This is a genomic window from Flavobacterium xizangense, assembly GCF_054075145.1.
Window position 1 is genome coordinate 101,560 of sequence record NZ_JBSIPG010000013.1, and the last position, 25,985, is coordinate 127,544.

General features: G+C 39.9%; 26 protein-coding genes. 13 read left to right on the forward strand and 13 right to left on the reverse strand.

Annotated elements, in window-relative coordinates:
- Positions 1–380: 380 nt before the first annotated feature.
- From mobC to ACWA1B_RS20415, 3 genes are read right to left on the reverse strand one after another with little or no spacing between them, the layout of a single operon-like run.
- Positions 381–2,357 (reverse strand): conjugal transfer protein MobC, encoded by a 1,977-nt coding sequence (gene mobC / locus ACWA1B_RS20405; RefSeq protein WP_456910135.1) that lies wholly within the window; start codon positions 2,355–2,357, stop codon positions 381–383.
- 30 nt (positions 2,358–2,387) lie between these two features.
- Positions 2,388–3,641, reverse strand: coding sequence for a relaxase/mobilization nuclease domain-containing protein (locus tag ACWA1B_RS20410; protein WP_456910137.1), 1,254 nt, complete (start codon positions 3,639–3,641; stop codon positions 2,388–2,390).
- The gene (locus ACWA1B_RS20415; RefSeq protein WP_456910139.1) at positions 3,629–4,018 is read right to left on the reverse strand and encodes a plasmid mobilization protein; all 390 of its coding nucleotides are present in this window, start codon (positions 4,016–4,018) and stop codon (positions 3,629–3,631) included. The genes ACWA1B_RS20410 and ACWA1B_RS20415 overlap by 13 nt, the downstream gene beginning before the upstream one ends.
- Before the next feature lie 313 nt (positions 4,019–4,331).
- On the opposite strand from ACWA1B_RS20415, the gene ACWA1B_RS20420 reads away from it, so the two are divergent.
- Positions 4,332–4,628, forward strand: coding sequence for a hypothetical protein (locus tag ACWA1B_RS20420; protein WP_456910141.1), 297 nt, complete (start codon positions 4,332–4,334; stop codon positions 4,626–4,628).
- Between the two features lie 129 nt (positions 4,629–4,757).
- Positions 4,758–5,975, forward strand: coding sequence for a WG repeat-containing protein (locus ACWA1B_RS20425; protein WP_456910143.1), 1,218 nt, complete (start codon positions 4,758–4,760; stop codon positions 5,973–5,975).
- A gap of 294 nt (positions 5,976–6,269) precedes the next feature.
- Here the strand turns inward: ACWA1B_RS20425 and ACWA1B_RS20430 are convergent, their stop codons facing one another.
- Positions 6,270–6,737 carry a JAB domain-containing protein gene (locus ACWA1B_RS20430; protein ID WP_456910145.1) on the reverse strand — a complete coding sequence of 156 codons (468 nt, stop codon included), beginning with the start codon at positions 6,735–6,737 and terminating at the stop codon, positions 6,270–6,272.
- Between the two features lie 609 nt (positions 6,738–7,346).
- On the opposite strand from ACWA1B_RS20430, the gene ACWA1B_RS20435 reads away from it, so the two are divergent.
- Positions 7,347–8,231, forward strand: coding sequence for a helix-turn-helix domain-containing protein (locus tag ACWA1B_RS20435; protein WP_456910147.1), 885 nt, complete (start codon positions 7,347–7,349; stop codon positions 8,229–8,231).
- Here ACWA1B_RS20435 and ACWA1B_RS20440 read toward each other — a convergent pair.
- Complete coding sequence (locus ACWA1B_RS20440) at positions 8,228–10,330, reverse strand: sigma-54-dependent Fis family transcriptional regulator (RefSeq protein ID WP_456910148.1); 2,103 nt, start codon at positions 10,328–10,330, stop codon at positions 8,228–8,230. The two genes, ACWA1B_RS20435 and ACWA1B_RS20440, sit on opposite strands and share 4 nt — an antisense overlap.
- Positions 10,331–10,762: 432 nt before the next feature.
- On the opposite strand from ACWA1B_RS20440, the gene ACWA1B_RS20445 reads away from it, so the two are divergent.
- Positions 10,763–12,007: an MFS transporter gene (locus ACWA1B_RS20445; RefSeq protein ID WP_456910150.1), complete on the forward strand. Its 1,245-nt coding sequence runs from the start codon at positions 10,763–10,765 to the stop codon at positions 12,005–12,007.
- Between the two features lie 42 nt (positions 12,008–12,049).
- Here ACWA1B_RS20445 and ACWA1B_RS20450 read toward each other — a convergent pair whose 3' ends face one another.
- Complete coding sequence (locus ACWA1B_RS20450; protein WP_456910152.1) at positions 12,050–12,298, reverse strand: hypothetical protein; 249 nt, start codon at positions 12,296–12,298, stop codon at positions 12,050–12,052.
- A 313-nt stretch (positions 12,299–12,611) separates the two neighbouring features.
- On the opposite strand from ACWA1B_RS20450, the gene ACWA1B_RS20455 reads away from it, so the two are divergent.
- On the forward strand, positions 12,612–13,346 hold the full coding sequence (locus ACWA1B_RS20455; RefSeq protein WP_456910154.1) for an SDR family oxidoreductase: 735 nt from the start codon (positions 12,612–12,614) through the stop codon (positions 13,344–13,346).
- Between the two features lie 42 nt (positions 13,347–13,388).
- Here ACWA1B_RS20455 and ACWA1B_RS20460 read toward each other — a convergent pair whose 3' ends face one another.
- Complete coding sequence (locus tag ACWA1B_RS20460; protein WP_456910156.1) at positions 13,389–14,357, reverse strand: hypothetical protein; 969 nt, start codon at positions 14,355–14,357, stop codon at positions 13,389–13,391.
- A gap of 315 nt (positions 14,358–14,672) precedes the next feature.
- Between ACWA1B_RS20460 and ACWA1B_RS20465 the strand changes: the two genes are divergently transcribed.
- The 8 genes from ACWA1B_RS20465 to ACWA1B_RS20500 all read left to right on the forward strand — a co-directional run bounded on the left by ACWA1B_RS20465 (position 14,673) and on the right by ACWA1B_RS20500 (position 21,048).
- A complete protein-coding gene (locus ACWA1B_RS20465; RefSeq protein WP_456910158.1) occupies positions 14,673–15,149 on the forward strand; it encodes a GNAT family N-acetyltransferase in 477 nt (158 codons plus the stop codon).
- Positions 15,150–15,393: 244 nt separating this feature from the next.
- The gene (locus ACWA1B_RS20470) at positions 15,394–15,855 is read left to right on the forward strand and encodes a VOC family protein (protein ID WP_456910160.1); all 462 of its coding nucleotides are present in this window, start codon (positions 15,394–15,396) and stop codon (positions 15,853–15,855) included.
- 323 nt (positions 15,856–16,178) lie between these two features.
- Positions 16,179–17,060 carry a helix-turn-helix domain-containing protein gene (locus ACWA1B_RS20475; RefSeq protein WP_456910162.1) on the forward strand — a complete coding sequence of 294 codons (882 nt, stop codon included), beginning with the start codon at positions 16,179–16,181 and terminating at the stop codon, positions 17,058–17,060.
- A gap of 87 nt (positions 17,061–17,147) precedes the next feature.
- Entirely contained in the window at positions 17,148–17,732 is a 585-nt protein-coding gene (locus ACWA1B_RS20480; RefSeq protein ID WP_456910164.1) for a DUF417 family protein, read from the forward strand.
- Positions 17,733–17,989: 257 nt separating this feature from the next.
- Entirely contained in the window at positions 17,990–18,931 is a 942-nt protein-coding gene (locus ACWA1B_RS20485; protein ID WP_456910166.1) for a heme-binding domain-containing protein, read from the forward strand.
- A gap of 5 nt (positions 18,932–18,936) precedes the next feature.
- Positions 18,937–19,416, forward strand: coding sequence for a hypothetical protein (locus ACWA1B_RS20490; protein WP_456910168.1), 480 nt, complete (start codon positions 18,937–18,939; stop codon positions 19,414–19,416).
- Positions 19,417–19,635: 219 nt separating this feature from the next.
- A complete protein-coding gene (locus ACWA1B_RS20495; RefSeq protein ID WP_456910170.1) occupies positions 19,636–20,094 on the forward strand; it encodes an OsmC family protein in 459 nt (152 codons plus the stop codon).
- 99 nt (positions 20,095–20,193) lie between these two features.
- Positions 20,194–21,048 (forward strand): MBL fold metallo-hydrolase, encoded by an 855-nt coding sequence (locus tag ACWA1B_RS20500; RefSeq protein ID WP_456910172.1) that lies wholly within the window; start codon positions 20,194–20,196, stop codon positions 21,046–21,048.
- Between the two features lie 144 nt (positions 21,049–21,192).
- Here the strand turns inward: ACWA1B_RS20500 and bshB1 are convergent, their stop codons facing one another.
- From bshB1 to ACWA1B_RS20530, 6 genes are all read right to left on the reverse strand, one after another.
- Positions 21,193–21,900, reverse strand: a complete 708-nt coding sequence (gene bshB1, locus ACWA1B_RS20505) for a bacillithiol biosynthesis deacetylase BshB1 (RefSeq protein ID WP_456910174.1) — start codon at positions 21,898–21,900, stop codon at positions 21,193–21,195.
- Between the two features lie 5 nt (positions 21,901–21,905).
- A complete protein-coding gene (locus tag ACWA1B_RS20510) occupies positions 21,906–22,526 on the reverse strand; it encodes a pyridoxamine 5'-phosphate oxidase family protein (RefSeq protein WP_456910176.1) in 621 nt (206 codons plus the stop codon).
- Between the two features lie 127 nt (positions 22,527–22,653).
- Complete coding sequence (locus tag ACWA1B_RS20515) at positions 22,654–23,637, reverse strand: type I glyceraldehyde-3-phosphate dehydrogenase (RefSeq protein ID WP_456910178.1); 984 nt, start codon at positions 23,635–23,637, stop codon at positions 22,654–22,656.
- Positions 23,638–23,653: 16 nt separating this feature from the next.
- A complete protein-coding gene (locus ACWA1B_RS20520; RefSeq protein ID WP_456910180.1) occupies positions 23,654–24,418 on the reverse strand; it encodes a sulfite exporter TauE/SafE family protein in 765 nt (254 codons plus the stop codon).
- A gap of 6 nt (positions 24,419–24,424) precedes the next feature.
- A complete protein-coding gene (locus tag ACWA1B_RS20525; RefSeq protein WP_456910182.1) occupies positions 24,425–25,342 on the reverse strand; it encodes an alpha/beta fold hydrolase in 918 nt (305 codons plus the stop codon).
- A 49-nt stretch (positions 25,343–25,391) separates the two neighbouring features.
- Entirely contained in the window at positions 25,392–25,802 is a 411-nt protein-coding gene (locus tag ACWA1B_RS20530) for a DUF1348 family protein (RefSeq protein WP_456910184.1), read from the reverse strand.
- Positions 25,803–25,985 lie beyond the last annotated feature (183 nt).

The window sequence follows — 25,985 nt, forward strand, 5'->3', positions numbered from 1 at the left end:
CAATCACCTGTAATACCCATACTACCAGTAATTATTTTTATGAATTCTAAAAAACATTATGAAAACAAAACCATTAATATTATTTTTTAATAACCATAGTTTAATTAATTTATTTTTTTAATAATGTCAAAAATATAAATTTAATCTTATAATTTATTATGTAGTATTAATTTTATTATTATCATTAAAAACAAATATTTTATATCATTTTTCACTAAATATCGAAACATTTTATACTAAAATGATGATAAATTACCAAAAAAAACAATCAAACTAGTATTACAATAGAAAGCCTGCAGCATCAAAAATACTGCAGGCTTTTTTGAGCAGGTACACTACTGCCCAAAGAAAGAACAAACTCGCAACCAAAAGCAAAAACATCACTTCTTTACAATCAGATAAGACAGCGCCGGATCCTGGAGCAGCCGCTGCATCTCACTGCAGATAATATCCTGCACATCGCGCCGGATCTGGCTGAAATTCTGCTGTATCATGGCGTTATCTAGTTTTCCCACCGGCGGTATTTCCTTGTAGTTCTCCTGTTCTTTCCCCAGCGCCTCATGGTCATTTACAATTTCGCAGTGGAAGGTCTTCAGACGGATCCTGCACTGCGGATCATCGGCTGTCATGCCGACAAACTCCCCCGAGCTCAGTGCCGATATCTTCGAAGGCGGCACGGCGGCTTCCAATTGCCTCGACCGGCTGATGGACGTATCGGAACTGTTGATGGAAATACTCTCACGGTCCTGCATGATTTTGCCGAAACGTTCCGAGAGCTGTTTGGCCGTATCCCCAGTTACCTGTCCCGAGATGATATTTCCGGTGATGTTCATAATGACATCGGCCTGCTCGCGTCCGTAATCTTTGCGCAGCTGGCTGAAGTCCTGCACCCCCAGACAGGTGCTTACCTTATTGCTTCTGGCCGTGGCAATCAGGCTGTCCATGTTATTGAGATAGATGGTGGGGAACTCATCAAAGATAAGGCTCGATTTGAGCTTTCCTTTTTTATTGACCAGTTTCACCAGCCGGTTCACATACAGCGATAATACCGCCCCGTAGATCTGTATTTTCTGCGGGTTGTTTCCCATGCAGATGATCTTGGGCTCCAGAGGATTGTTGATATCCAGGGTAAAATCATTGCCCGAGAGCACGTAATACAATTGCGGCGAGGACAGCCTGGCCATGGCTACCTTGGCCGACGCGATCTGCCCTTCCAGCTGCTCCATCGCATCGTTGAGATAGGCATTGATAAAAGGGTTGATAAGCACCTCGATCTCCTTGTCGGTGCGAAGCAGCGTAAAGAGGCTGTCATAGTCGGCCTGCATGAGTTCAATGACATGCGGCAGGGTGCAGAATTCCCCGTCCTTGTAGCGTCTGAGATACCAGATGACAGCCGACAAAAAATTGATCGGCGACTCCACAAAAAAGTCCCCCTGGCGCTTGATCCATTCGCGGTTGAGCCCCATCAGTATGGTTCTGGCGGACTCCGAGGCATCTGTGATATCTTCCATGCTCTGCGGATCCAGCGGATTGCAACGGTGCATGATGCTGTCAAAATTAATGAAGTAACATTTGGGCTCAACGGCATACACCTGCTTGTATTTTTCAAAAGTATTGTAGACGATTTTGGAAAGGTCATCGTACTTGAAATCATACACAAACATACTGAAGCCTTTGGCAATGTGCTGGGTGATGACATGCCGGATGACAAAATAGGATTTGCCCGAACCCGGCGTGCCCAGCACCAGTAGTCCGCGAAAAGGATTGATGATATTGATCCAGCTGTTTCGAAGCTTGTCTTTAAGGAAATAACGAGCTGGAAGATTGATCGAATATTCATTTTCGAGAAGCCTTTCCTCCTGGGGAAAGGTCTCGTTTACCGCGTTGAATATGTCTGCTGCTGCGAGCCTGTTCTTGATGATGCGCGAGAGCAGCGTGCCGCCTGAGAGCACCAGCAGGAACCCCAGAACCGTCAGTCCCATGTAGAGCATTGGGCAGATCAGAAACAGACCGCCAAAAAACAGAACCAGGCCGCTCAGAAAATAAATAATCAAACCCGGGACAACATAATATACCGCCGTTTTAAGCTGGAGCTTCTCCTCCTTTCTGCCCTTTGCCCCCAGCAGTGAAATCACCAGAAGCACCAGTGCTAAAATCTTGGAATTATGAAAACTTTTAAATAATCCCGTCCTATACACCGGCCCCAGAATCTTGTCCCCAAAATCCCCTGTGAGCTCCCACAAACGGAATGCCCCATAGAGGTAATAATAGAAATGCAGCATCAAAATGATGATGCTCATCAGTCTTGTCATGTCGAGTATTTTTCTCAGCGCCTGTTCATTTTCTCCCGTCTGCATCGTTTTCGATTTTTACTGTTATCAATTGGATCACTTCAGATCCGAACTTCCCTTTATTTTTCTTTTTTTCCGCTTTCCCTTAAATTTTGCCGATAGATAATCAGGCTGCCATTCGGGCTTCATCAGCTCTTCCAGGCCTTTAATGTTGATTCCCAGAAGCGAATCCTCAGAGCTGCCCTGCTTCCCAAAACCGATACGCTGTTGCAGAGCATCAGACCGTTCCTTTCCGCTTGCTGCCTCACAGCGGTCCAGTATTGCTTTTGCGCTATAATTTCTTCCCAGCGCGCTGCCGTTGAACACGCATTTGGTGGCGTGGTCCACATAGGTGATTCCGTAAATCAGACCCGCATCGCTCTTTCTGAGCACTGCATTGATTCCCTGCTTTTCCAGCAGTGAAACAAGCCTGTGCAGACCGGCATCTTTTCCAAATAAAATACGGTCCACCGCACTTCGGATCCTCTTTTTTTCAAAGGCCCTTTCAGCAGTATTCCAGGCAAATTTCCGCTCGAGAAAAGCCAGTGTCGGGCGCATCGGAAAATCGCTTGCCTTGATGGGAACCCCGACCGGTTTTCCCTTCTCATCCACTATGCGGTACAGCAGTCCTCCCGAGACAAAAACACGCGAGTTCTCGCCGCCTCTGTCCGCTTTGATATTGTAGAGCTGCAGCACCGCATTGAGCTCGGCCAGCGAAGTGTATTTATAGGAAGACAGCACCGAATCAAGCACATTGGAGATGGCTTTTTTGGATTCCATTCTGCCGTACTGCGCTGCGCAAACCGATACCGGTTTCAGGACAGGAAGCGCCTGCTTTTGTGCGTCCTGCGCCCGCACCAGACCAAAGTCTTTTTCAATCTCCTTTCGGGCTTTTTCCGACTGGTTTTTTCCGATGTTCTGCATGTCGATTCTCGAGCCGTCCGACCGCACTTTTACAGACACGATATGGATGTGCGGATGGCCTGCATCATGATGCTGATAGACCAGATAGGGCTGCTCTGCGAAGCCTATTTTTTCCATATAGGTGCGGGCGATTTCCATGAGCTTTTCTGCAGGATGATTTTCCGATGGATGAAAGTTCAGCGAGATGTGCACGCTTGCGCGTTTTACATTCCCGTTAAGGGCATTCTGGTTCAGCAGCCTGCTGAGTTTCATCGAAGGATTCATGCGCGAAACCTCCATAGGATAATTGCCCTCCCCGATGCACTCGGCCTTACCCTCCTTAGCCTTGTTTTCATTGTAGTTGAAGATGCTCCGAACCGAATGCCCGGTATTGATCACTGCAACCATTTCCCGGCTGTTTTCTCCATGAATTTCTGGATGGATTCCACCTTCTCGAGCAACTCTCCGCGCTGGATTTCCGACTCCATGATCCAGTGCCTGAACTCCGGGATCTGCCTCAGGGTATGGAGTTTTTTCACAGCCTGGTTGAAGTTGTTGGCCAGAGCATTTAAATCTTTGCGCAGGCGGATGGCTTCAAGCATTGCCTCATCAAGGGATTCATTGCGGTAGTTCACGGCAATGGGCTTGTGCAGAAGGCATTTTCTGAGGTATTCGCTCATCTGTCGGCAGGTGGTCGCCTTAAAGCGTCTTTCAATACTGGCAAACTCGGCGGCAGTAAAGCGCACCGCGACAATGCGGTTTCGGTTGAATTTCTCTTTCTCCATCTTCTTTCCCTTTCATTTATTTACACTTCATTTTTCCCGATTTCTTCTTTTCAAAATCACTGCCGCGAGTTCCGAGCACAGGGCAGCCGGATGCGTTTGTTTAACAAACGGACATCTGGCCGACTGCAGGAACGTGGCAGTCTTTGAACTTCCTTAAAGCATGAAAGCCTAAAAAAACCTTTTTCAGGCCATCTCCACGACGAAATTAGAAAAGCCGGACCGATTCCTCCCATCCCGTCCATATTTTGAACGGGGTGTTTTAATCGCTTCTGCCTATCTTTGGAGCAGGATATTATTAATTTAAAAACGAGAAATGATGCTGACAGAAAATGATGCTGCCCAGGTTTTTGATACCATAATGAGTATCCCGGGCATGAATGAACCGGTGAGGATTGATCTGAAGATTTCACGAAAAAACGTGCTGCTCCTGCACCACGTAATCCAGCGCGGGCTGCTTGAAAACGACAGCTGCCCGTCGATTCTTTTAAAACGCACTGCAGAGGAAAACATTAACGAATTAAGACAGCTTTCAGCGGACTGCCTTGGCAGGGCCGGACTTGCCGAACTCAATGAAAAACTGGCCCGTCTTGGTGCGGAAAAAAAACAGTAGAAAACAAAAAAGAAAAGCCGCCAGCAGCTTAGCGGCTTTTTTATTCTTCATGCCCTCCTATTTTTGTTTGTGCATGGCTCTAAAACATTATGATTTTTATCCTATTTTTGACTAACCTAATACAAAGATATGACCGCGGAAGAACTGAAAGGATTTGAAGAAAGACAGGCTGAAATGCAGCAGACAAGAGACATTTTTGAACTCATCTGCAGCAGACTGAACCTGAAATACGGGGAATTCTTTGGATTTCGCGATACAAGGGGATTCGTTGTCCTGAATATCTACAAGGAGCAGGGAGACAAGACAAGAGTGCTTAAAGTTTCGGAAACAGCTGAGATTCTTCTCGACACCCATAAATACTACTCGGTATATCAGTCCCAGACGAAAAAAAACGTACTTTTCTACAGCGAACCTAGAGACAAGCCAGACGGCTACAAGACCACCAGAGCTGGTGTGCTGGATGATAATTTTGAAATTCTGCTTCCTGCGCGATACGATTCCCTGCTAGACATCAATGAAGACAGCTATCGGGCCACAATTGACGATTATGTGGGCATACTTGATTCCAAATTTGAAATCATCATTCCCTTAAAGTTCAGGGAAATCGAGTACAATAAATTTCTGAAAATCTTCAAAGCCAGGGAACAGGTGAAGAGAGAAGATGAAAATGAAAATGAAGATGAAGATGGAGATGAAATTCCGGAAAATAGCATCTATTGGATCTACGACCAGAACGGCATGCTGCTCCAAAAACTTGAATACGGGCTCGTAAATTTTGCCAACAGCCCTTCCCATTATAGCGTTTACGACATTGGATTTTTCTATGACCAATATGTGGACCAGACTTCAATGATCGGAAGGCAGGGACTGCTGGACCATAGCTTCAAAACTATAATTCCCCCCGTCTTCGATCTGATTTCAAAAGGCAAAAAATTTATTCTCGTTTATGAAGAAAGGAATGCCACCATAGGCCGAGACTATGAATCGGAAGAGGCGCAGGCTGCAGAATGCTACTACACTCTGGACGGCGGAAAATGGGGAGTCTTTGACTATGAGGGAAACCTTGTTATTCCTGTTGAATGCAACTGGATTGCCCATACCTTTAATGATGATCTATTTCTGATCAACCCCACTGGGCTGATGTACTATTATCAGGGCGAACAGGAAGACGGAGTCTGGTGCGCCAAGAACGGGCTCTGGGGGCTCATCAATTCCAAAAACGAAATCCTTGTGGCGCCTGCCTATAAGCACTACAGCATGTACGAGGATAAGATCATATTCTGCAACAGACTATCTGCCGATTATGAGATTCTTGATGTTGAGCAGGCTCTTACCATATCCTTTTAACATCCGATATCGGAGTGCCTGTACCAAACGAAAAAACTCCCTTACAAAAGGGAGTCTTCGGCGGCCGGCGGTTGCCTGAAATGGTATGCGGTAACTAACTAAATCATTTGGGACAGAACCTCCAGACGAACCCCGCCGGTCCCCTGTTATTTTCTGACTGATTTAAACAGCAGCATTACCAATATCAAGACAAATTTACGGCAATATAAACTGCCTGTCCTTACAGCATCTTCCGATAATCTTACAGTATTCCTAGTCTTTATCGAAGCAGATCGAAATAATAGATAAAAAAGGCTACAAAGCGCCTTCATCTGCAAAGGAATAATAGTTTTCTAAAGTGACAATCACATGATCCAGCAGCTTAATGTCCAGCAGTTCTCCTGCCTGTGCAATCTTTCTGGTGATGCTTTTATCAGCTTCTGAAGGGCTTGTCTTGCCAGAGGGATGATTGTGGCTAATGATGATCCCTACAGCACTGGCTTTAAGTGCAGCGGCAAACAGGAGTCTGATGTCAACAACAGTGCCTGTGATGCCTCCTGAAGAAGCTTCATAAATACCCAGTACTCTATTGGACTGGTTAAGCAGCAGCACTTTGAACTGCTCCAGAAATTCAATCTTGCCTGGATCCCAGCAGTCTTTCAAAAGTGTGTAGGCACATCTGGAGGAGGTAATAAGAGGTCTCTGGGAACTTTTAACTTTTGTTTTATAAATCAGATCGATTTCTGAAACGATTTTCCAATTGTGGTCTGCTGCAGTTTTCATGATGCTAAATATTTAAGATTAATTTTAGCACCGTCCGCGGGCAGAAGCAAGCAAGCGCAGAAAGCAACGCAATAAAGCAGGACGGATGTCCTGCATTTATGGGGGAATTTTTTGCAGCGCCCCGCCGTGCTGTGCCCGAACTTTGTGATGGAATTAAACGGTATTTGCATCCGCGCTGCACTGCAACCCGCCCCATTACTTGAAATGCCCTGAATGGACCTCAAAATCCGATGGAAAATCCCGCCGAGGTAAAACTGCTTCAAAAAATGGAACATGGCTTTTGAGGCATCACGAAAATAAGGTGCTTCAATTTATACGATCTGCTACGTGAGATATTTGGAGAGGCAAATAAAAAATAGAGAAAACTAAGCTTTTGTCCCTAGGCTATCCAAGAGTAAGTTAACAAATCCAATAGTTTATTAAATTCTTAACGCACCTAAGTCACGATATATCGAGAGCAGTACGTTTGCTGCCGATTTATCGTGACCAATATTTTCTTCAACAAATCCTAAAGCGCTAAAATTCAACTAATTAAGTATTGGTACATATTTTGGATATCCAGGCTGTTACTATTTGAAAGCCAATTTCTTTATTCTAAAAATACAGCCAATGAAAACAATTACCAACACTAGATCACATGTATTACATAAATTCAAATGCAATCACAGCTCTTTGACCATAAATAATTTTGTGGCTATTGAAATGGGTAGGCAACTGGAGCTTCAGGGAGGTCGATTTTACAATGACACCAATATGCTGCTTTGTATAACAAGTGGCAGTCTACTTATCAGGCATGGGAACTGCGGATTCCTACTGGCAGAAAATGAAATGATCATGTTGACAAAAGATATTTTGGTCGAATATGAAGTCATCGGCAATCAGGATTCTGCAATGACACTTGAATATGTTTTCTTTTCCTTTAGGGATGATGTGGTCAAGGAATTCACCAAATTTAGTGTGTTGCCAAGTATGGCGAAAAAGAAAGATTCCTGTATTTTAGTTAAGACTTTTGATTTAAGATTGCTACGATTTATAGATTCTTTAAAACCCTATTTTATTGAGCCGGATTCTACCGAGATCGCAAGTTTTGTGAAAATTAAGCTTTTTGAGTTGTTATTTTATTTATCGATGTGGGAACAGGATGTTTTTGATATGCTGCTTGATTTGAAAATAAGCTATAAAAGCGACATAGTAGACACTGTGGAAGAAAATGTCATGAACTCCATATCAATCGACCAGATTGCTGCTTTGACAGGAAGAAGTCTGTCTGGTTTCAGGAGGGATTTTTTATCTGTCTATAACATGCCTCCATCGCAGTGGATACGATATAAAAGGCTTGAAAAAGCAAAAGAACTTTTGCGTGGCACCAAAATGTCTATTACCGAAATTTGCTATGATTTGGGATTTGAAAATATAGCCAATTTCTCCAGGTTATTTAAGGCACAATTCAGCCAGGCACCAACAGCATACAGAATGAACAAAATGGCGAGCTAGCTTACATGTTCCTTTCTTATACCTAATCGCTTCATCTTTGAGGTCAGTGTGCTTGGAGGGACTCCCAAAAGTTGTGCAGCCCCTCCGGCCCCTGCAATTTTTCCATTGACATATTTTATCACTTTTAAAATATATTCCCGTTCATTTTCATCGATTGTTTTTACTGAAAATTCCTCAGCATCACTTGCATCGGTCATGGTATTTTTCTGCACGGGCAATAATATTTCCTTAATAGTGTCAGTATGGGAAAGCAAAACACTTCTTTCAATTAAATGCTCCAGTTCCCTTATATTTCCGGGCCAACTATATTGCATTAACTGATTTAAAACATTGTGACTTAATCCTGTTATTTGTTTTCTCATTTTTTTAGAAAATCGCTCGATAAAATGCATTGCCAAAGATGGGATATCCTCCCGGCGATTGCGAAGCGGCGGCAGATTGATGGGAAAAATATTCAAACGATAAAAGAGGTCTCGTCTGAAGGTTCCTTCTTCCATCATCTTTTCAAGATCACGATTAGTAGCGGCGATAATGCGGACATCTACATTAATTGTGGCTTTGCCTCCTATCCTTTCAATTTCTTTCTCCTGCAGCACCCTCAATAACTTTACCTGCAGCTCCAAAGGCAGTTCGCCAATTTCATCCAGAAATAACGTCCCGTTGTTGGCGAGTTCAAATTTACCTATCCTTTGTTCCACAGCACCTGTAAAACTGCCTCTTTCATGACCGAACAATTCACTTTCGATCAAGTTGGCCGGCAGGGTGGCACAATTGACTTTTACCATTAATTTACTCATGCGTGGTGATGCATTGTGGATAGCCCTGGCGATTAATTCCTTGCCTGTACCGGTTTCTCCAAGAAGTAAAACAGTGCTGTCCGAGGGGGCTACCTGGTTTACCATATGGAATACTTTTTTCATTTCGCTGCTTTCACCTATAATCTCACCTCCGCTGAAGCCGCTATTGATTTCTTCCTGCAGATATAAATTTTCCTTCTCGAGCTGATTTTTAAAATTGTTAATTTCTTTGACCTGATCTTCAATTTGCTCGTTGGCTTTTATATTGGCCAATGCCACTGATAATTGTGATGCAATTGCCTTGATGAGATTTAACTGATTTTTTTCAACATGCGTTTTGACTTTTTTTGTTATTGCCAAATATCCAATTATATCTTCTCCATTCTTAAGTCTTGAAAAAATCATTTGGCGCATCCCTACATCGTAGATCATTCTAAAATAACCAGGCACCTTGGTATTGGTTTTGATATAGGACTCCATATCATATACCAGTGGGTCTTCGGAGGCCAGCACTTTATTCACTATCCCATCATTTACAGGATGCATGGCAGCTGTTATGTCCCCATATTTAGGATGTTTGGTGCTTGGCGATTTAGGATCTAAAATAAATGAGCCGAATGTCTTGCCATCAGGACTGACATAACAGAACGAAATGTTACTTACATCAAGAAGCGTCTTTATTTTTTCGTCCGTAATTATTCGCAGCTCATTTTTGTTTCTAATTTTTGCAATATCATTACAAAGGGTAAGTAACATTGCCTTTTCTGCCTCTCGCTGTGCGATTTCTTCATTAGCAATAATATTGGCAGTAGCCATTGAAATTTGGTAAGATAATCTGTGCAGCAAGTCAAGATCCGCTTTTTTAAAAGAATTGCTTTTTTCGGACAACAATATAAACAGCCCTTTTAACTCGTTGGCTTCTATTAATTTAACCACCGCGAATTCTTTTATACCGCAGCGATGCATAAAATCAATTTTTGCAATACCAAGTGGTAATAATGCAGCCACATCATATACCTGAGGGAAGTTGATTTGCTCAACAGAATCGTCTGCCACAGGATATTCCAAATCCAAAGACGCTTTATATTCGGGATCTTCAGAACGCGCCGTTTCGGAATAGTAAATAAATGGCCGGCAGCTCCTGGTGTTTTTATTGTAGCGTAATATAAAACTGTCGGCAAACTGCATGTGTGTTTTTAACTTGTTCTGGATGATCTCCAGCATATCCCCTTTTCCCCTTACGCGGACAAATTCATAACTCAGTGAAAGCAATATATCGTTTTGATTATCAGTTTTTTTCATTTTAGGTAGAAAATCAATATTAATATTTTTTTGGAACAATAGCTTTAGGTATTTTGAGAATCAGTATACGTTATGAATTAAGTTATGTAACCATGTGAAATTATTTTATTTATAAAATGTTAAATTACGAAATACTTGATACTCTGATTTTAATTTGCTGTTTTTTTTTTGCACCCATTGAGTATTTTGCTGTTTTTTTTTGAAATATCTACTTGATTTAGTAATCCCCTTCCAATCTAATCCACTAATTTATCAAAAGGCGGAAAAATGGTTAACAGATAAGGAAAAAGCGACTAAAGACCATTGGGATATCTTTCACAACTTTGCACTGGTGCTGAGCGGTAAACTTATTGAAATATTTCACACCGCTAAATCAAATTACAAACACTTAAAAGAGATTACCGATTAATAATCGCCATTACCCCTCTAGCCATGAACGATACAATAGGTTTACAGAAGATAACGCATCAAAATAAAGCGTTCATTATTGCCTGGGTATTCGGATTGATTTTTTATTTCCTTGAATATGTGATCCGGTCTTCTCCTGCAGTAATGATACCGGAGTTATCCAGCCACTTCGCAGTTGATGCCGTGGGGGTAAGTACTATATTAAGTACTTATTATTTTACCTATTCGGTCACCAGTTTAATTGCTGGGACGGCTCTGGACCGCAGCGGTGCAAAAAAACCTATCCCTTTTGGCATAAGTATATTGGCTCTGGGCTGCTTTTTTTTTGCAGTCCCGTCCATTTGGTTCGCAGATACAGGACGTATGTTTCAGGGCGCCGGTTCTGCGTTTGCATTTACGGGATGTGTTTATCTGGCATCTCACGGCTTTTCATCTAAATATTTAGCCATTGCTGTTGGTATTACCCAATCTGTGGGCATGCTGGGCGGTTCTGCAGGACAATTTGTTGTAGGACCAATGATCCATTCTCGAATATCAATTGATGCTTTTTGGATTGGAGTTGGCGTACTTTGTGCCTTGACAGCTGTATTATTGTATTTTACTACACCCAAAGAGGAGCTGCTGGTTTCCAAAAAAGTAAGTACTGCAAAATTATTGGAGCCTTATAAAATAGTATTCACCAACACTCAATCCTACTTAAGCGGATTGCTGTCAGGATTGCTTTTCGTACCAACTACTATTTTTGCAATGACATGGGGCATCGCTTTTTTTCAGCAGGATAGGAATCTGACCTATGAACAGGCCGTAATCGTCTGCTCAATGGTTCCCTTCGGATGGGCTATTGGGTGCCCTCTTGTTGGCTGGATATCCGACTTATTGGGTAAAAGGAAACCAGTTTTGACAGTTGGTATCCTGGTCATGCTGTTAAGTTTCGCACAAGTGATATTTGTTCCGGACGCCATGCCGGCTTTTCTTTCAATGCTCCTCTTTGGTACAGCCTCAGGGGTGGCGATGATACCCTACACGATAATAAAGGAAGCTAATCCGGACAGTGTAAAGGGATCGGCTACAGGCGGGATCAACTTTTTGACCTTCGGCACTACCGCACTTATCAGCCCAGTGTTTGCCTCCCTTTACGGAAAGACTCTCATGACAGCTACAAACCACGAACTGCATTTCAGAAATGCCGGACTCTTTATATTATCCATTACTTTACTGGCATTAATCGTAAGTTTTATTGTTAGGGAAACAGGTACTAAAAAAGTCTGATTATCGCATAACATTTCAACTGACATTAATGACTATTTTGCATCATTTTTCCGTACTGATACTATCTGTCAGGTTCTCTTTGACTATATATGCATTGATATATTCCAGCACTTCATTTTTTGATGCAGCAGGTGTATCAAAATAGTTGATATGAAATTCCTCATCCTGATCCAGAATATGGATAATTTCAGTATATCCCTTAGAAATCAGACTCCCCTTTAATTTAATGATATTGGTCTGCTGGTGATTATTAAGCTCCTTACGCACCTTTAGTTTTATAGCTTTTTCCATCACCTCTTTTTTTATATTCATTATACTACAATCATACCAAAGATAATCCTCTTTTTCATTTTTTTCAACTTTTTAACGTAGTCTGACCAACATATTCAGCTCTGCATAACTATATAATGCAACACCAGCGATCAATCTAATGCAACAAACAGCAATCAACGGAAAAATAGTTAATACAATTAGAAATATAGCCTAACCTCCCACCTGTCATATGTCGCAACTTTGTAATTTGAAGGCATTCTAAAAAATTATTTGCCATTCTTAATTAATACAAGACATATTATATATTATAAATACTATAATCCAGAAAAAGATGAAATCACTAGTCACAAAAGTAGCTTTGGTTACAGGAGGAAATAAAGGAATCGGGCCGGGAATTGTTAGAAAACTGGCCGCCAATGGTTCTACTGTAGTTTTTACATATTCAAAAGGAACTTCAAAAGCCAAAGTACTGGAAGCCGAAATAATTGAAACCCGAGTTGATGCATTGGCCATCAAAACAGATACATCTAACGGGGAGGATATTAAATGCGTATTAGAAACAATAATTGATAAATATGGTAAAATAGACATCCTTGTTAATTGTGCCGGCTCCTTTATTCCTAAGAAAAAAAGCCTTAAAAGCTCGGAAGATTTGGCTAAAACATGGCAGAAAAGCCTTTTTGGGGCAGTTCAGATGGTCAGTCAGATTACCCCTTATCTCACAGATGGTGGCAGAATAATAACCATTGGCAGCTGCGCAGGCCAGGAATCAGGCTTCGTCGTGACAGGAAATTACGCTTCATCAAGAGAAGCATTAGCCATTTACACAAGATTCTGGTCCCAAAAAATGGCCAAAAAAAATGTTACAGTCAATATTGTTCAGCCAGGGTTCATAGACACTCATCACGGACAAATCGATCATAATAGGATACTGGATACCATTCCCCTAAAACGTTTTGGAAAACCTCATGATGTTGGCAATATTGTTTCTTATCTGGCCAGTAAAAAAGCGAGCTATATAACAGGCGCCACCTTTACCATTGACGGTGGGATGTTCTACCATTAAATACGCAATGCCAAAACTTGGCCATTTTACAGATTTATATCCTTATTTTTTCACTATTATCTTTTTGATTTTTTGAGCCCAATTAATTTCACCTATGCCGCTGTTGATTATTACATAAATTGGACCTAGAATTCCCACCAGCATTATGGCTGTGTCGATTGCAAAATAAGTTCGGGAATAATGTGGAAGTATCATGGGAAGTATCGACATGGCGTAAGCCGGAGGCATCTTTAATTTTAGAATTCTTAAAATTATTGATATAAAAGCAAAATCAAAGAGGGCTGCAAGCAAGTAATTATCCAGATAATAAATACTTTGCGCTCCAATAAATGCTGCAGATACAAGTGCAAGAAGCTGTTTGTATAACATCCTCAGATGGTACTCCCTTTTAGCGATTGTTTCATATCCCACTACGATCACAGGTGGAATGGCAGCCATTTCAATAGCATCCGCTATGTAGCAAAAAAACAACCAAATCGTCAAAATCAATAGATAACCCCAAGTTGAAATAATAGGTTTTGGATGAGCCGTCCTACCTTCGGATTTCCCTTTTTTCTTAAAAACAGTTGCTGTCATAACAGCCAATAAACCAGTGAAAAAAAGTATTGAAACTAAAAAGACATACGAATTGCAATTTGTTATAATAGGCAGTAAACCCGTAGCAATTGCCGGAGCAAACTTGCTTTTAATCATATGCAGCAATAGAAACATAACTGTCAATACCAAAAATACCTTAAGAAATATACTCAATTCAATAAGATTTATAATATAGCCCAGTATTGCTGTTAAAGAGGGCAGCAGAAATATATGAGATGTCTTTTCAAGCCATGCGTCTTTTTTGTACACCAGACATCCAATAGACAAGGCTACTAGTTCAGGCAGTATTATTTCCCTTTCCTTAAAGAAATATCCAGCGCCGATCATAAATAAAATAAAACTGTAAGCTATGAAATAGGAATTGAATTGGTATTTCGATGCCGCTTGAATCGCATTATTGTACAAAGCCTTCATTACTTGATTTTTAGCAGAACATTTAATAAAGTTTTCATCAGAAGTGAATGATTAAATGTATCTTATTTTCGTATCGCAAATTTGCGACTTTAGCAAGTGCGGCGACATGGACGAATTAGTCTTAGGGATGGACTATTTTGACACATGGTTCTCCATGAAAAAGGAAGCTGCCTGCTTCCCGTCATAGATTTTATCTGCTACAAAATCCTTTTATTTTCAAAATTCAAAGCCCATTTTTTAATAACTTAGTGCGCAACGCAAATAGATTTACAACATTAATGCTATATAGCTGATCCAATAAAATTTCAAACGACAATGACAATTCAAGAATTCAACACAGCCGATCAGAACAGTGTGCGCGAATTTGTGCTGGGCATACAAAACGATGAATTTAAACTGGGATTTACACCCTCCGATCAACCCGATCTTATTGATACCCGTCAATTCTATCGCAGCGGAAATTTTTGGATTGCCCGAATAAATGAAGAAATTGTAGGCACTATAGGACTTCAAAATCTCGATGATCAAAATGGGGTACTCAGAAAAATGTTCGTCCGAAATGATTACAGAGGCGGCGAACCTAAAATTGCCCAGCAGTTATTTGATGTCCTGATTGATTTTGCATTGAAGATTAATTTAAAAGTCATCTGGCTTGATACTCCTGCCATAGCCGTTGCATCCCACAGGTTTTATGAAAAAAATGGTTTCCTGGAAACAGACAAATCAAATTTGCCGGTCAACTATGTATTTCCTGATAAAAACTCAAAAATATATAAATTGGAAATCGCATAAAAGCATTAAAGTTTAATTTTCATTTTGAAAACACAACCAATATGATCCGCATTGTGTTTAATGAAAAATTTCATAGGTCAGTTTAACCGAATATCTGGTATTTGTATTGAACTTCTCTTGATATATGTCAATTTTTTTCCTATCAAATGTCAATGTTGAGGGAAGATCTTTTTTGGAAATTTGCAGTGTAAAATAACGCAGCAATAATGCGCGTGTAAACAACAAATTTTAATTTTTTTCAATTATGGAAAATACGCAACAAAATAAAAGCGGCTTAGCCTCTTTTTCCCTATACAATTTGGCTTTCACGGTGGCGGATTTGGATAAGTCTATTGCCTGGTACAAAGATATTTTTAGTTTTGAACTTATTAGCCGTGTAACTTTCAGAATTCCGGCAGGATCAGCAGAAACAGCAATAATAAAATCCGGAAACTTACGTCTTGAACTCCTGCAGGTGGAGAATGCAAAAAGAATAGAAGAACTATTTGCTGAGGCACCACAGCATCTTTCAGTAATTGGAAACAAGGCCATTGTATTGCAAGTGGATGATCTTGCTGTTGCTTCAAAGGAACTTGAAGAAAAAGGAGTAACATTTGTTTGGAGAGAACTTTACATTGCCGGGGATAAGATGTTATGCACCATGATTGAGGACGTAGATGGAAACAAAATAAATATATTTCAGACCGATACCATTATCGGGGACTAAAAGAATTGCTCTGTTTAAATACTCAAATAACAAAGATGCGCCAATCAAAGAAGTGTGTCTTTGTTATATAATATTAATACTTAGGAATTACCAAATCAATCAAAAGTGTGATATCGCACAAGGGAAGCGATATAATACTGCTTTGATGATTGATACGGACTTACAACAAAAAAAATTAACTAACTTTATAAGATTTCCTGAATTACATGCCTATGTAACTTATTTGATCTGATTTAATGGAATAAGGAATATAGCTGAAAATGTCACTTTTCTAATCTGGAAAATGATTGGAAACTGCAAAATCATAACTAATATAAGCCATTTTGTATGGCAAGCAAACCAACATTCAAAGCATGAACAAAGTATTTTCTGATACCGGAAACGTACTCTTGGGACTTGACAGGTCCGAAAACAACAAATTGGCATACCCGTCTCAGTATGCCGAATATACTGTATTATTAATTACAGAAGGTGAAGGTATTTTTCAGGCTGATTTTGCTTCTTTTGCATTTGCCGCTCCTGTAATACTTTTTTCTACACCGCAGCAATCCATATCCGTCAGAGAGACAAAACCTTTAAAGTATTCTATGCTGCAGTTCCACAGTGATTTCTATTGCATTGAATTCCACAGAAATGAAGTAGCCTGCAACGGACTGCTTTTCAATAATATATACATGGAACCTTCATTAAAACTGTCACCTGAACAACTTCATTCTTATCTTCAGATAATTGATCAGATTGAGGAGGAATTCAAACAAGAAACTCCGTCCGAGATTGTACTTAGGGCCTATCTGCAGCTTATCCTGGCTAAATCCAGCAGCATAAAAATAAAAACCGTTGAGAATCAAAAATATCTCAAAGACGACAAAATGGATTTATTCAAGCAGCTTCTTGAAGAAAATTACCTAACGCTCCATAAACCCAGTGACTACGCCTCATTACTGGCAATGACTCCCAATAACTTCACCAAACAATGTACCAGACGTTTTAACAAAACGCCTTCACAGATGATACAGGAAAGATTAATATTGGAAGCCAAAAAACAACTGCATCTCACAAGGTCGAGCATTAAGGAAATTGCCTTTGCATTAAAATTCAAAGATGAATACTATTTCAGTCGCCTTTTTAAAAAATTGACCAAAATTTCTCCACAGGCATTCAGAACTACAACAGGTATCTCAATAGTGGCAGATTTGTCTATCTAATATCCCTTTTCATCCATGTTGAAAGATTTTTTTGGGTGGTAGCTTTGTACCGTTAATTATCAAGATATAATTTAAAAAAACAAAGCAATGAAAAATACCTTTATAAATACAATAGCAAACCTTGACAAGTTGGGTAAGAAAGCAGTTCGGGCTGGAATCGTGATCGTTTTTATCTGGATCGGCGGACTAAAGTTTTTCCCTTATGAAGCTGATGGAATCGTTCCTTTTGTGGCCAACAGTCCTTTTATGTCCCGTCTATATACTACTCCTGGACAGTACAAGGATCACGTTAACAAAGAAGGGGAACTTATTACGGAAAATCGCCAGTGGAATATTCAAAACAATACTTATGGTTTTGCAAACGAATTGGGAATCCTATTGATTGGAATTGGTGTTCTTGTTGGGATCCACCGCTGGGCGCCTCTTGAGAGTATGTTTGGAAGTATGCTTGTTTTCCTGCTAACGCTTGGAACACTTTCATTTTTGATTACAACACCAGAGAGCTGGGTGCCTCATTTGACAGATCAGCAGCATGGATTCCCATTTTTATCTGCCAGAGGCCGTTTGGTTCTCAAAGACATAGTGATACTGGGCGCTTCCTTAATCACTATGAGCGAATCCGCTGCACTCCACCTTAGAAATAAAAATAACAGACCAATTACATCGCACTAAGAAACTGCTGCAGCTCTCTTAGCTAAATCTAAAAAGAATACGTCATAAGGGATCCATGGAATTTTTCCATGGATCCTTTTTTTATATCCTGATAGTAAGGAAAAAAAGTTAAGCCTTCGGGAAAATTAGTCTAACATCTGCCTGGAAAACTATTGCAACTTTGTACTGTCACCAATAAATAACAATAGTAATACCCTGAAAAATGTTACCGCCATTGTGTCGCTATTCCCTTTTAACAATCCTTAAGTAACAGCATTATGAAAACATCATCCAGAAAAAAAATACTTCCAGTACTGACGATTTTCTTACTTGTCTTTATTGGCATCCAGTTTATAGGCGAAAAGATTGAAAACCCTCCAGTGACAGGAGAAATTCAGGCACCTAAGGAAGTAAAGCAGATATTGGAACGCTCCTGCTATTCTTGTCATTCCAATACTACCCAGCTGCAATGGTTTGATAATATAGCTCCAGGTTCATGGCTGGTGCAGAGTCATGTCAAAAATGCAAGAATGCATATGAATTTTAGTGAATGGGATGCTATGACTGAGGTAGAAAAAAAAGGTAAACTTTGGGAATTATACAATTTTGTCGCCGCTGGCCATATGCCGAAAAGAAGTTATCTGGCCGTTCATCCTAATGCCCAGATAAAGCCGAAAGATATTGCTGTTTTGAGAAGTTATGTACTGTCTCTTACCAATAATAAAATTAATGATACTTCAAAAATAAACAGTTTCAATAAGCAGTACAAACAGTTGTTTAAACAAAATGCCTCAAAAGAGCTGCCGGTTGCCCCTAATGGGCTTGCCTATATTCCCGATTATAAAAATTGGCAGATCATAAGTACAAGCGAACGTTTTGATAGTGGTACCATGAGGGTTATTTATGGTAACTCAATAGCCATAAAAGCGATCCATGACAACCAGACAAATCCATGGCCAGATGGAACAATCATGGCAAAGATTGTATGGACACAGCTTAAAGATGAATTTGGGCAGATCAAACCTGGAGAGTACAAGTACATTCAGTTTATGATAAAAGACGACCGCAAATTTGAAAAAACAGAGGGATGGGGATTCTCCCGATTTGACGGTTTGGAAAACGAACCTTTTGGCAAAGAGAACTTTGAATATTCATGCATCAACTGCCACATGCTGGTGAAAGATCATGATTATGTATTTACACGTCCAATTAAACAATAATGACCATGAGAAAATTAATTTATATTATCAGCTTACTCGTAATAATTATTATTTCTTCCTGCTACAAGGATACCGGCACAATCAATAATGATGCATCCTTACCCACTGATTTTAAGTTTCTTGAATTAAAATTAAAAGTCATCACAACAATAATAAACACCAATAAAAATACCACTACGGTGCTGTATGGGAATGATTTAGCGTTTAAAAAATCAGCATTGCAGAATACCATACCTGCTGCAGGGGAAAAATATGTTTTGGTGACCTGGTCACAACAGCCAAATCCTGATTGGTATGGCGGTAAAATACCCTACAAACTGCTTTCAGTTGACGTTGTAGACATACTCTCCACAGATAACGGCGGCGCAAAAACAGATTACAAAAGATATATTGGAAAAGATCTTAAACTGTCCGAAGATACCTTGGGCAAAGCCAAACAGATAGATTTTATACTGGATCAAAAACAGGCTATTCTTCCCCAGTAAACTAATTTAATAAATATAAAGTACATAGCTCCGGATTGTTATCTGGCGCTGGGCCAGAAAACAAAATTCAGCTTTTAGGTCAGGTTGAACTGCCAAAGGAAGAAATGATACTTCGGAAAAATTAGTCTGGCGGCAGTCTTTAAAACTGTCGGACCTTTGCAGTATCAAACCGCAGGGATTGAAAAAATCAGGAAAAAATAATTTAAAATAATAATAACAATGGCAACTAAAATTAATATCAAAAATTTACCTACAGGTTATCAGTCCATAATCACCAATGGAAAACACACCATCATTGGTGATGAACCTACGACCAGCAAAGGAACAGATCTGGGGCTCTCGCCGTCAGAATTGCTTTTAAGCGGACTAGGCATGTGCAAAGTGGCAACCATCAGATATATTGCCCGTAAAAATGGATGGGAGATCAGAGATGTAAATGCTGAATTATCTCAGGTCGTACATAAGGGAGATGATGGAAAACTATCAACTAAAGTACATACCGAAATTAATATAGAGGGCGATATCACAGACGCCCAAAAAGAAGATCTCCTAAGACATGCGGACAGCTGTTATGTGCACAGAATGATCGAAGGGGAATGGGATATCGAAAAAGTAACCGAACTTCTGGAGGTTACCGAGCTTACTCATCAGGAAAAAGATCCTCTTTTTAAAGTGTGAAACCTATTTTAAAATTTTGCAAAACATAGTAAATCAATCTGCCGGAATCAATATGATTTGACCGCCGGCAGATTTTTCATCCAACAAATAAAATAAGATATGAAAAATAGAAAATTAAATATAATCACGATTGTTTTACTGCTTTCAATGAGCATAAGTGCCCAATCAAAAAAAAGCCTGCAATGGATCGGGGGGCCGACCTATGTTCTAAGTCTGGGAAGCTTTAAGATTTTGGCGGATCCGATGTTAGGTCCAAAAAGCAAAGAAGCTTTTCGAATTAAAATACATCCAGTCACCGGTGAACCTAATGCAGCAATAGAAAGGTTCGAGGATCCAGCTGAATTTGACAAGGACAATATAGACCTGCTGCTTATAAGTCACATGCATCCTGATCATATTGATCCCAAAGCAGTCGAAGTACTGGATAAAAATCTCAAAACTATAACCACAACCACCGGGGTTTCAACATTTCAAAAATGGGGATTTTCAAATGTTGTGGGACTGGAATGGAAAGATACCATTACGCTGGAAAAAGGAAAGGAAACTTTAAAAATTATCGCCCTGAAGTCCATGCATGCCCAGGAGCCCTTAAATACAGAACTGGGTAAAGGAAATGGTTATATAATCGAATATAGATCCGGAAAAGCGCTATTTAGAATCTACTGGACAGGAGATACGGTGTGGTTTGACGAAATATCTTCCTACGCTCAATATGGAAAAATTGATCTTTTGATTCCCAATATGGGAGCTCCGGGTAATGGAAAACGAGGTCTTGATGCATCTCAGGCAATTAAGATTATTGCGGCTCTGGATCCTAAAAAGATAATACCTGTACACCACACAACTTTCGCGCACTATTCAGAGCCGATAGATGTCCTGGAGACAGAAATTTTAAAAACAAAATATAAAAACGGGCTTAAGGTCTTAACGCTGGGAGAAATTGTAAAAATATAAAAAGTGCTCTTTCAATAGTAATATTTACAGATAAAACAGAAGTAAATCTAAATACGTCCAAAGCAGATGAATCTGTTTTGGGCGTATCTATGTATGCAAATAAAATCAATCTTGTATTGTCACTAAATAGCTACTGGCCGGAAGCTATATTAAATCCAATAAATCTTTGGTACCGATATATCGGTCACAGGTAAAGCCTTCCGCATACCTTACCCCTATTGCCCTTCCGAAAATCTGGTTGGTAGCTTCAATTTGCTTTAATAAATTTAGTATACCAACAGCACTTGGATCCGCTGCAGAGACAAACTGAGTGTCGTAAGCTTTGATAACCTCTATTTTTTGTTCAAAAAAATCAGTGATATCAACTACAACATCAGGTACAATAAAGTAATCCTGTATATAATGATATACTGCTCTGGGACGCCATTTATGCTGAATTTTACCCTCATTAAAAGTTTCAATTTTTCTCAATCCCGATAAAAATGCTGCCTCGCGGATAAGATCAGCCGCCCTTTTATGATCCGGATGCCGGTCGCAAACAGCGTTGGCCAAAATGATCTTAGGCTGGTATTTGCGAATAAGCTGAACCACTTTTAATCGGTTCTCATGCGTATTTTCTATATTTCCGTCATGAAGATCCAATTGCTCCCTATGAAGAATGTCAAGCATTTTCGAGGCCTCGCCTGCTTCTTTCTTTCTGGAATGTTCATCCCCAAAACTCCCCAATTCTCCTTTGGTCAGGTCGGCAATTACCACTTTTCCATGGTTGCTTATTGTCTTTAGGATTATTCCCGCCGCAGCACATTCCACATCATCGGGATGCGCTCCGAATGCCAATATATCAATACTCATATTTTCTATGATTTTTTACCTGAAAGCTTTTCTTCAAGTATTGCTATGGTATTCTCCAACTTTACTATATACTCTTTTTGCGGCAGCATGGCCTCATCAATCTCTTGGGTGGTATAACGCGGGGTTATATGCTGGGGACAATTCCAATCATATGCCTGAATATCGAAAACCATCATTCTCTCAGGACGAAACTTATAATCGTCAGGTTTCAGCAAATCATATAATTTCTGATCATTCTCCAATTCCACAATCTTTGCCTTGGCGTAAATTTTTAGCCTTGCCCTGTGTGGATAGGAAATCATAATCAATGCAACATTATTATTGGTGGCTATATTACCAGTAGATATGTACTGCTTGTTTCCGACAAAATCAACAATACCAATTGTTTTGTTGTCAATGACTTTTATAAAACCTTTAGGTCCGCCGCGATGCTGGATATAAGGGTATTCATTCTGTCCATAACTGGCCATGTAAAAACTGTCGCGATCCTCTATGAAATAAATTTCGTTATCAGTCAATCCATCGACAACTGACATTTTTTCCATCCGGTCATAACCATTTCTGCTGCCCTGTTTTTCCTGCAGCTCTTTAATTGCATCCGTAAAAGCTAATTGTGCATAATTCATAATCGTAGATTTAAATTATTTTGAGTTTAATGAACTGTATACTTGTTAGAATCATATCATGCCTAATTCAATCCCAAAAAGTGTTTGCAACCACTTTTCGGCATTGATATATTTTAGATACGATGATTTAAAGTTCCTGGATCTGTCTGATCATCTGATTGGTAAAACCCCATTCGTTATCATACCATGCCATAACCTTAACCAAATCCCCATCAACAACTCTGGTCATTTCAAGATCAACAGTAGAGGCAAAAGGACTTTTAACAATATCGGTTGAAACTAACGGTTCGTCTGTTACAGCCACTACTTTTGCATAACGTTCAGTTGCTGCCTCCTCTGTTAAAATGGCATTTATCTCCTCGGCCGTTGTGCTTCTTTCTGTAACAAAGGTAATGTCGGAGATCGAACCAACCGGAACGGGAACCCTAACAGCTACGCCGTCAAATTTTCCAGCATACTCCGGAAGTGCTTTTGTTGTCGCAATGGCGGCGCCAGTTGCCGCAGGAGCCAGATTTATACCAGCAGTACGTCCCATTCTAGGCTCTCTTTTGGAGGGAGCATCCACTAAGGTCTGAGAAGCTGTATAAGCATGTATCGTATTTAGAATGGCTTTCTTAATGCCTATCCTGCGTCCTAAAATTTCAATAAGGGGGCTTATATTGTTTGTTGTACAGCTTGCACAGGAGAATATCGAAACTTTGCCCTCCGCCGTATTTACACCGTGCACAATTGTCGGGGTATCTTTAGTCGGACCTGAAATCACAACAAATTTAGCCCCCGCGTGAAGGTGTTTTTCAGCATCTGCTTTATTGGTAAAAAAACCTGTGCTTTCTATAACAACATCCACAAAAAGTTCTTTCCAAGGCAGCTCAAGGGGATCCTTAATCGATGTATATCTTATCTTGCGGTCATCGATTAGGATATAATTACCTTCAAAAGTTACTTTCTTATCGTATTTGCCATATATACTGTCATACTTCAATAGGTAAACAGCATTTTCGATACTCATTAGATCATTAATCCCGACCGGTTCCAAATCCGCGGAATCCAATATTACTTTTAAAGAAGCTCTTCCTATTCTCCCAAAACCATTTATTGCAATTTTTTTCATCTTGTTTATTTTTTAATTATTTAGCTATAAAAAAATAGAGCGTAATTACTGCCCCTATTATGATTATCATTTTTTTTAATATGTCCTGATTTATTCTTCTTGTCATAGCAGCTCCATAATATCCTCCGATAAGGGCCCCAATGATCATAATGATTGTAAAATTCCAGTCAATAAATCCTGAAAATAAAAGGGTGAAAGCCGCAACACCATTGTTTACCGCCACCATCAGTACTTTTAAACCATTCATTTCATTAAGATTTTTCATTCCATAGAATGTAAAAACCGTCAAAACCATCATTCCCAGCCCTGCGCCAAAATAACCTCCGTAGATACTTAAGAGAAGCAGTATGAATAATTTTTTATGATCGTATATAAAACTGCTTTGCTTTTGAATTTTAGAATTGAAGTATTCCAAAATTTTAGAGCTGAAGGAAAACAGCAGCCAGGAAACCAGTAGAAAATAAGGCACTAGGAATTCAAATGTCTTGGATGAAATCAGCATCAAAAGAAGTGCGCCCATAAAGCCTCCAAATCCTGCTATGGACAACAGATAAATCATGCTCTTCCTTGATACTTTTATGTCATCCTCAAATGCTTTGGCACTGGCAATGTTCCCAGGCCAGAGTGCCACTGTACTAATTGCATTTGCACTGATAGGCGTGGCGCCCGCAAAGACCAGACTCGGAAAAGCTATAAATCCTCCTCCCCCCGCAGCGGCATTGAGCATGCCACCGACTAAAGCGGCAAAAAATAAAAGAATTTGAAATCCGTACTCTTCCATTTGTTTTTAATTATCAGTGAAATTTTTCTCCCAAAATGTTATGATTTCATGGGCTATCTCCGCCCCAAATTCTTCAAGGGCAAAATGCCCGGTGGGATAAAATATTAATTTTGAATTCAGCACATCCCTGTGCAATAACTCCGCTCCTTCCCTCTTAAAAACTTCATCGTTTTCACCCCACACAATAAGGGTCGGCGCCTGCAGTTTTTTAAGTGTTTCCTGCCAGAGGGGGTACAGTTCAATATTGGTTTTATAATCCCTTTTCAGGTTGATCTGAATTGCCTTAACACCTTCTCTGTCAAGCAGAAACTGATCCAAATAATACGTTTCAGGCATTATTGTATTGCGGTTCTTAACCCCGTTTAAATATTCCCACTTGGTATACTCAAGCTCAAAATATTTATTTAATTTCAGATCGCTTTCATTGGAATTATCATCATACAATTTTTTGATCTCTTTTAGTTTATCGCCCACACCTTCCGCATAAATATTTCCATTTTGAAAAATCATCATTTGAACCATATCAGGGTTTTTAGCTATGTTCCGCATTAAGATTGGAGCGCCATAATCAAAAAGGTAGAAGCTTGCCCTGCCTATTTCAAGTTTTAATAAAAACGACGAAATCAAGTTTGAATAATTTTCAAAAGTATAGTCGAAATCCTTCTCACTGGGAACACTGCTGAATCCAAAAGCCGGCAGATCAATCGCTATCACTCTAAAATATTTTGCCAGTATTGGGATAATCATCCTGAACATCCGGGAGGAACTTGGGTACCCATGAACTAACAGTAGTACATTTTCGTTGGATAGGCCTGCCTCCCTGTATCCAATCTGCAGATCGTCAATAGTAAGATAATGGTAAAAGACATTATAATTCACATACTCATAATCATGGTGCTGATCCCCGTTTATTTTTGATGTCATGATAAATACTATTAAAGGTTTTTACAAAATGAAAATGATACCTGCCTTTTTAAAGCCTTCTGTCTTTCTCTTCAATTTCCAGATCATTGATACTTGCATACCTTCTCTGCATCAGACCGTTTTGATCATATTCCCAATTCTCATTGCCGTAGGCTCTAAACCACTTGCCATCCGCTGTCTGGTATTCATACTCAAAGCGCACAGCGATTCGATTATCTGTATGCGCCCAATACTCTTTTTTCAATTTGTAATTTTTCTCTTTTTGCCATTTTCTGGTAAGCAGTGCTATAATTTCCTGCCTGCCGTTCACAAATTCATTCCTGTTGCGCCATTCGCTGTCTATTGTATAGCCTTGTGCCACACGCTCAGGATCCCTGCTGTTCCAGGCATCCTCGGCAAGCTGTATTTTCTCTTTCGCTGTTTCCAGTGTAAAGGGAGGTATAGGATATCTTTTTTCCATTACTTTAATGTTTTTTAATTATTGCCGGTTTTTATTAAATAACTTCATTCTGCAGTACGCTGTCGGGTACTGCAGAATAAAATTCTATAGTTGTTTTTTTACTTTTCTGTCAAGAAAATCACTGATCAAGGCCCCAATTTCTTTTCCAAAACTCTCAAGTGCGAAATGACCTGTAGCAAACAA

Coding starts and splice junctions, on each gene's coding strand:
- mobC (WP_456910135.1), bottom strand. CDS start 2,357: ATGCAGACGGGAGAAAATGAACAGGCGCTGAGAAAAATACTCGACATG.
- ACWA1B_RS20410 (WP_456910137.1), bottom strand. CDS start 3,641: ATGGTTGCAGTGATCAATACCGGGCATTCGGTTCGGAGCATCTTCAAC.
- ACWA1B_RS20415 (WP_456910139.1), bottom strand. CDS start 4,018: ATGGAGAAAGAGAAATTCAACCGAAACCGCATTGTCGCGGTGCGCTTT.
- ACWA1B_RS20420 (WP_456910141.1), top strand. CDS start 4,332: ATGATGCTGACAGAAAATGATGCTGCCCAGGTTTTTGATACCATAATG.
- ACWA1B_RS20425 (WP_456910143.1), top strand. CDS start 4,758: ATGACCGCGGAAGAACTGAAAGGATTTGAAGAAAGACAGGCTGAAATG.
- ACWA1B_RS20430 (WP_456910145.1), bottom strand. CDS start 6,737: ATGAAAACTGCAGCAGACCACAATTGGAAAATCGTTTCAGAAATCGAT.
- ACWA1B_RS20435 (WP_456910147.1), top strand. CDS start 7,347: ATGAAAACAATTACCAACACTAGATCACATGTATTACATAAATTCAAA.
- ACWA1B_RS20440 (WP_456910148.1), bottom strand. CDS start 10,330: ATGAAAAAAACTGATAATCAAAACGATATATTGCTTTCACTGAGTTAT.
- ACWA1B_RS20445 (WP_456910150.1), top strand. CDS start 10,763: ATGAACGATACAATAGGTTTACAGAAGATAACGCATCAAAATAAAGCG.
- ACWA1B_RS20450 (WP_456910152.1), bottom strand. CDS start 12,298: ATGGAAAAAGCTATAAAACTAAAGGTGCGTAAGGAGCTTAATAATCAC.
- ACWA1B_RS20455 (WP_456910154.1), top strand. CDS start 12,612: ATGAAATCACTAGTCACAAAAGTAGCTTTGGTTACAGGAGGAAATAAA.
- ACWA1B_RS20460 (WP_456910156.1), bottom strand. CDS start 14,357: ATGAAGGCTTTGTACAATAATGCGATTCAAGCGGCATCGAAATACCAA.
- ACWA1B_RS20465 (WP_456910158.1), top strand. CDS start 14,673: ATGACAATTCAAGAATTCAACACAGCCGATCAGAACAGTGTGCGCGAA.
- ACWA1B_RS20470 (WP_456910160.1), top strand. CDS start 15,394: ATGGAAAATACGCAACAAAATAAAAGCGGCTTAGCCTCTTTTTCCCTA.
- ACWA1B_RS20480 (WP_456910164.1), top strand. CDS start 17,148: ATGAAAAATACCTTTATAAATACAATAGCAAACCTTGACAAGTTGGGT.
- ACWA1B_RS20485 (WP_456910166.1), top strand. CDS start 17,990: ATGAAAACATCATCCAGAAAAAAAATACTTCCAGTACTGACGATTTTC.
- ACWA1B_RS20490 (WP_456910168.1), top strand. CDS start 18,937: ATGAGAAAATTAATTTATATTATCAGCTTACTCGTAATAATTATTATT.
- ACWA1B_RS20495 (WP_456910170.1), top strand. CDS start 19,636: ATGGCAACTAAAATTAATATCAAAAATTTACCTACAGGTTATCAGTCC.
- ACWA1B_RS20500 (WP_456910172.1), top strand. CDS start 20,194: ATGAAAAATAGAAAATTAAATATAATCACGATTGTTTTACTGCTTTCA.
- bshB1 (WP_456910174.1), bottom strand. CDS start 21,900: ATGAGTATTGATATATTGGCATTCGGAGCGCATCCCGATGATGTGGAA.
- ACWA1B_RS20510 (WP_456910176.1), bottom strand. CDS start 22,526: ATGAATTATGCACAATTAGCTTTTACGGATGCAATTAAAGAGCTGCAG.
- ACWA1B_RS20515 (WP_456910178.1), bottom strand. CDS start 23,637: ATGAAAAAAATTGCAATAAATGGTTTTGGGAGAATAGGAAGAGCTTCT.
- ACWA1B_RS20520 (WP_456910180.1), bottom strand. CDS start 24,418: ATGGAAGAGTACGGATTTCAAATTCTTTTATTTTTTGCCGCTTTAGTC.
- ACWA1B_RS20525 (WP_456910182.1), bottom strand. CDS start 25,342: ATGACATCAAAAATAAACGGGGATCAGCACCATGATTATGAGTATGTG.
- ACWA1B_RS20530 (WP_456910184.1), bottom strand. CDS start 25,802: ATGGAAAAAAGATATCCTATACCTCCCTTTACACTGGAAACAGCGAAA.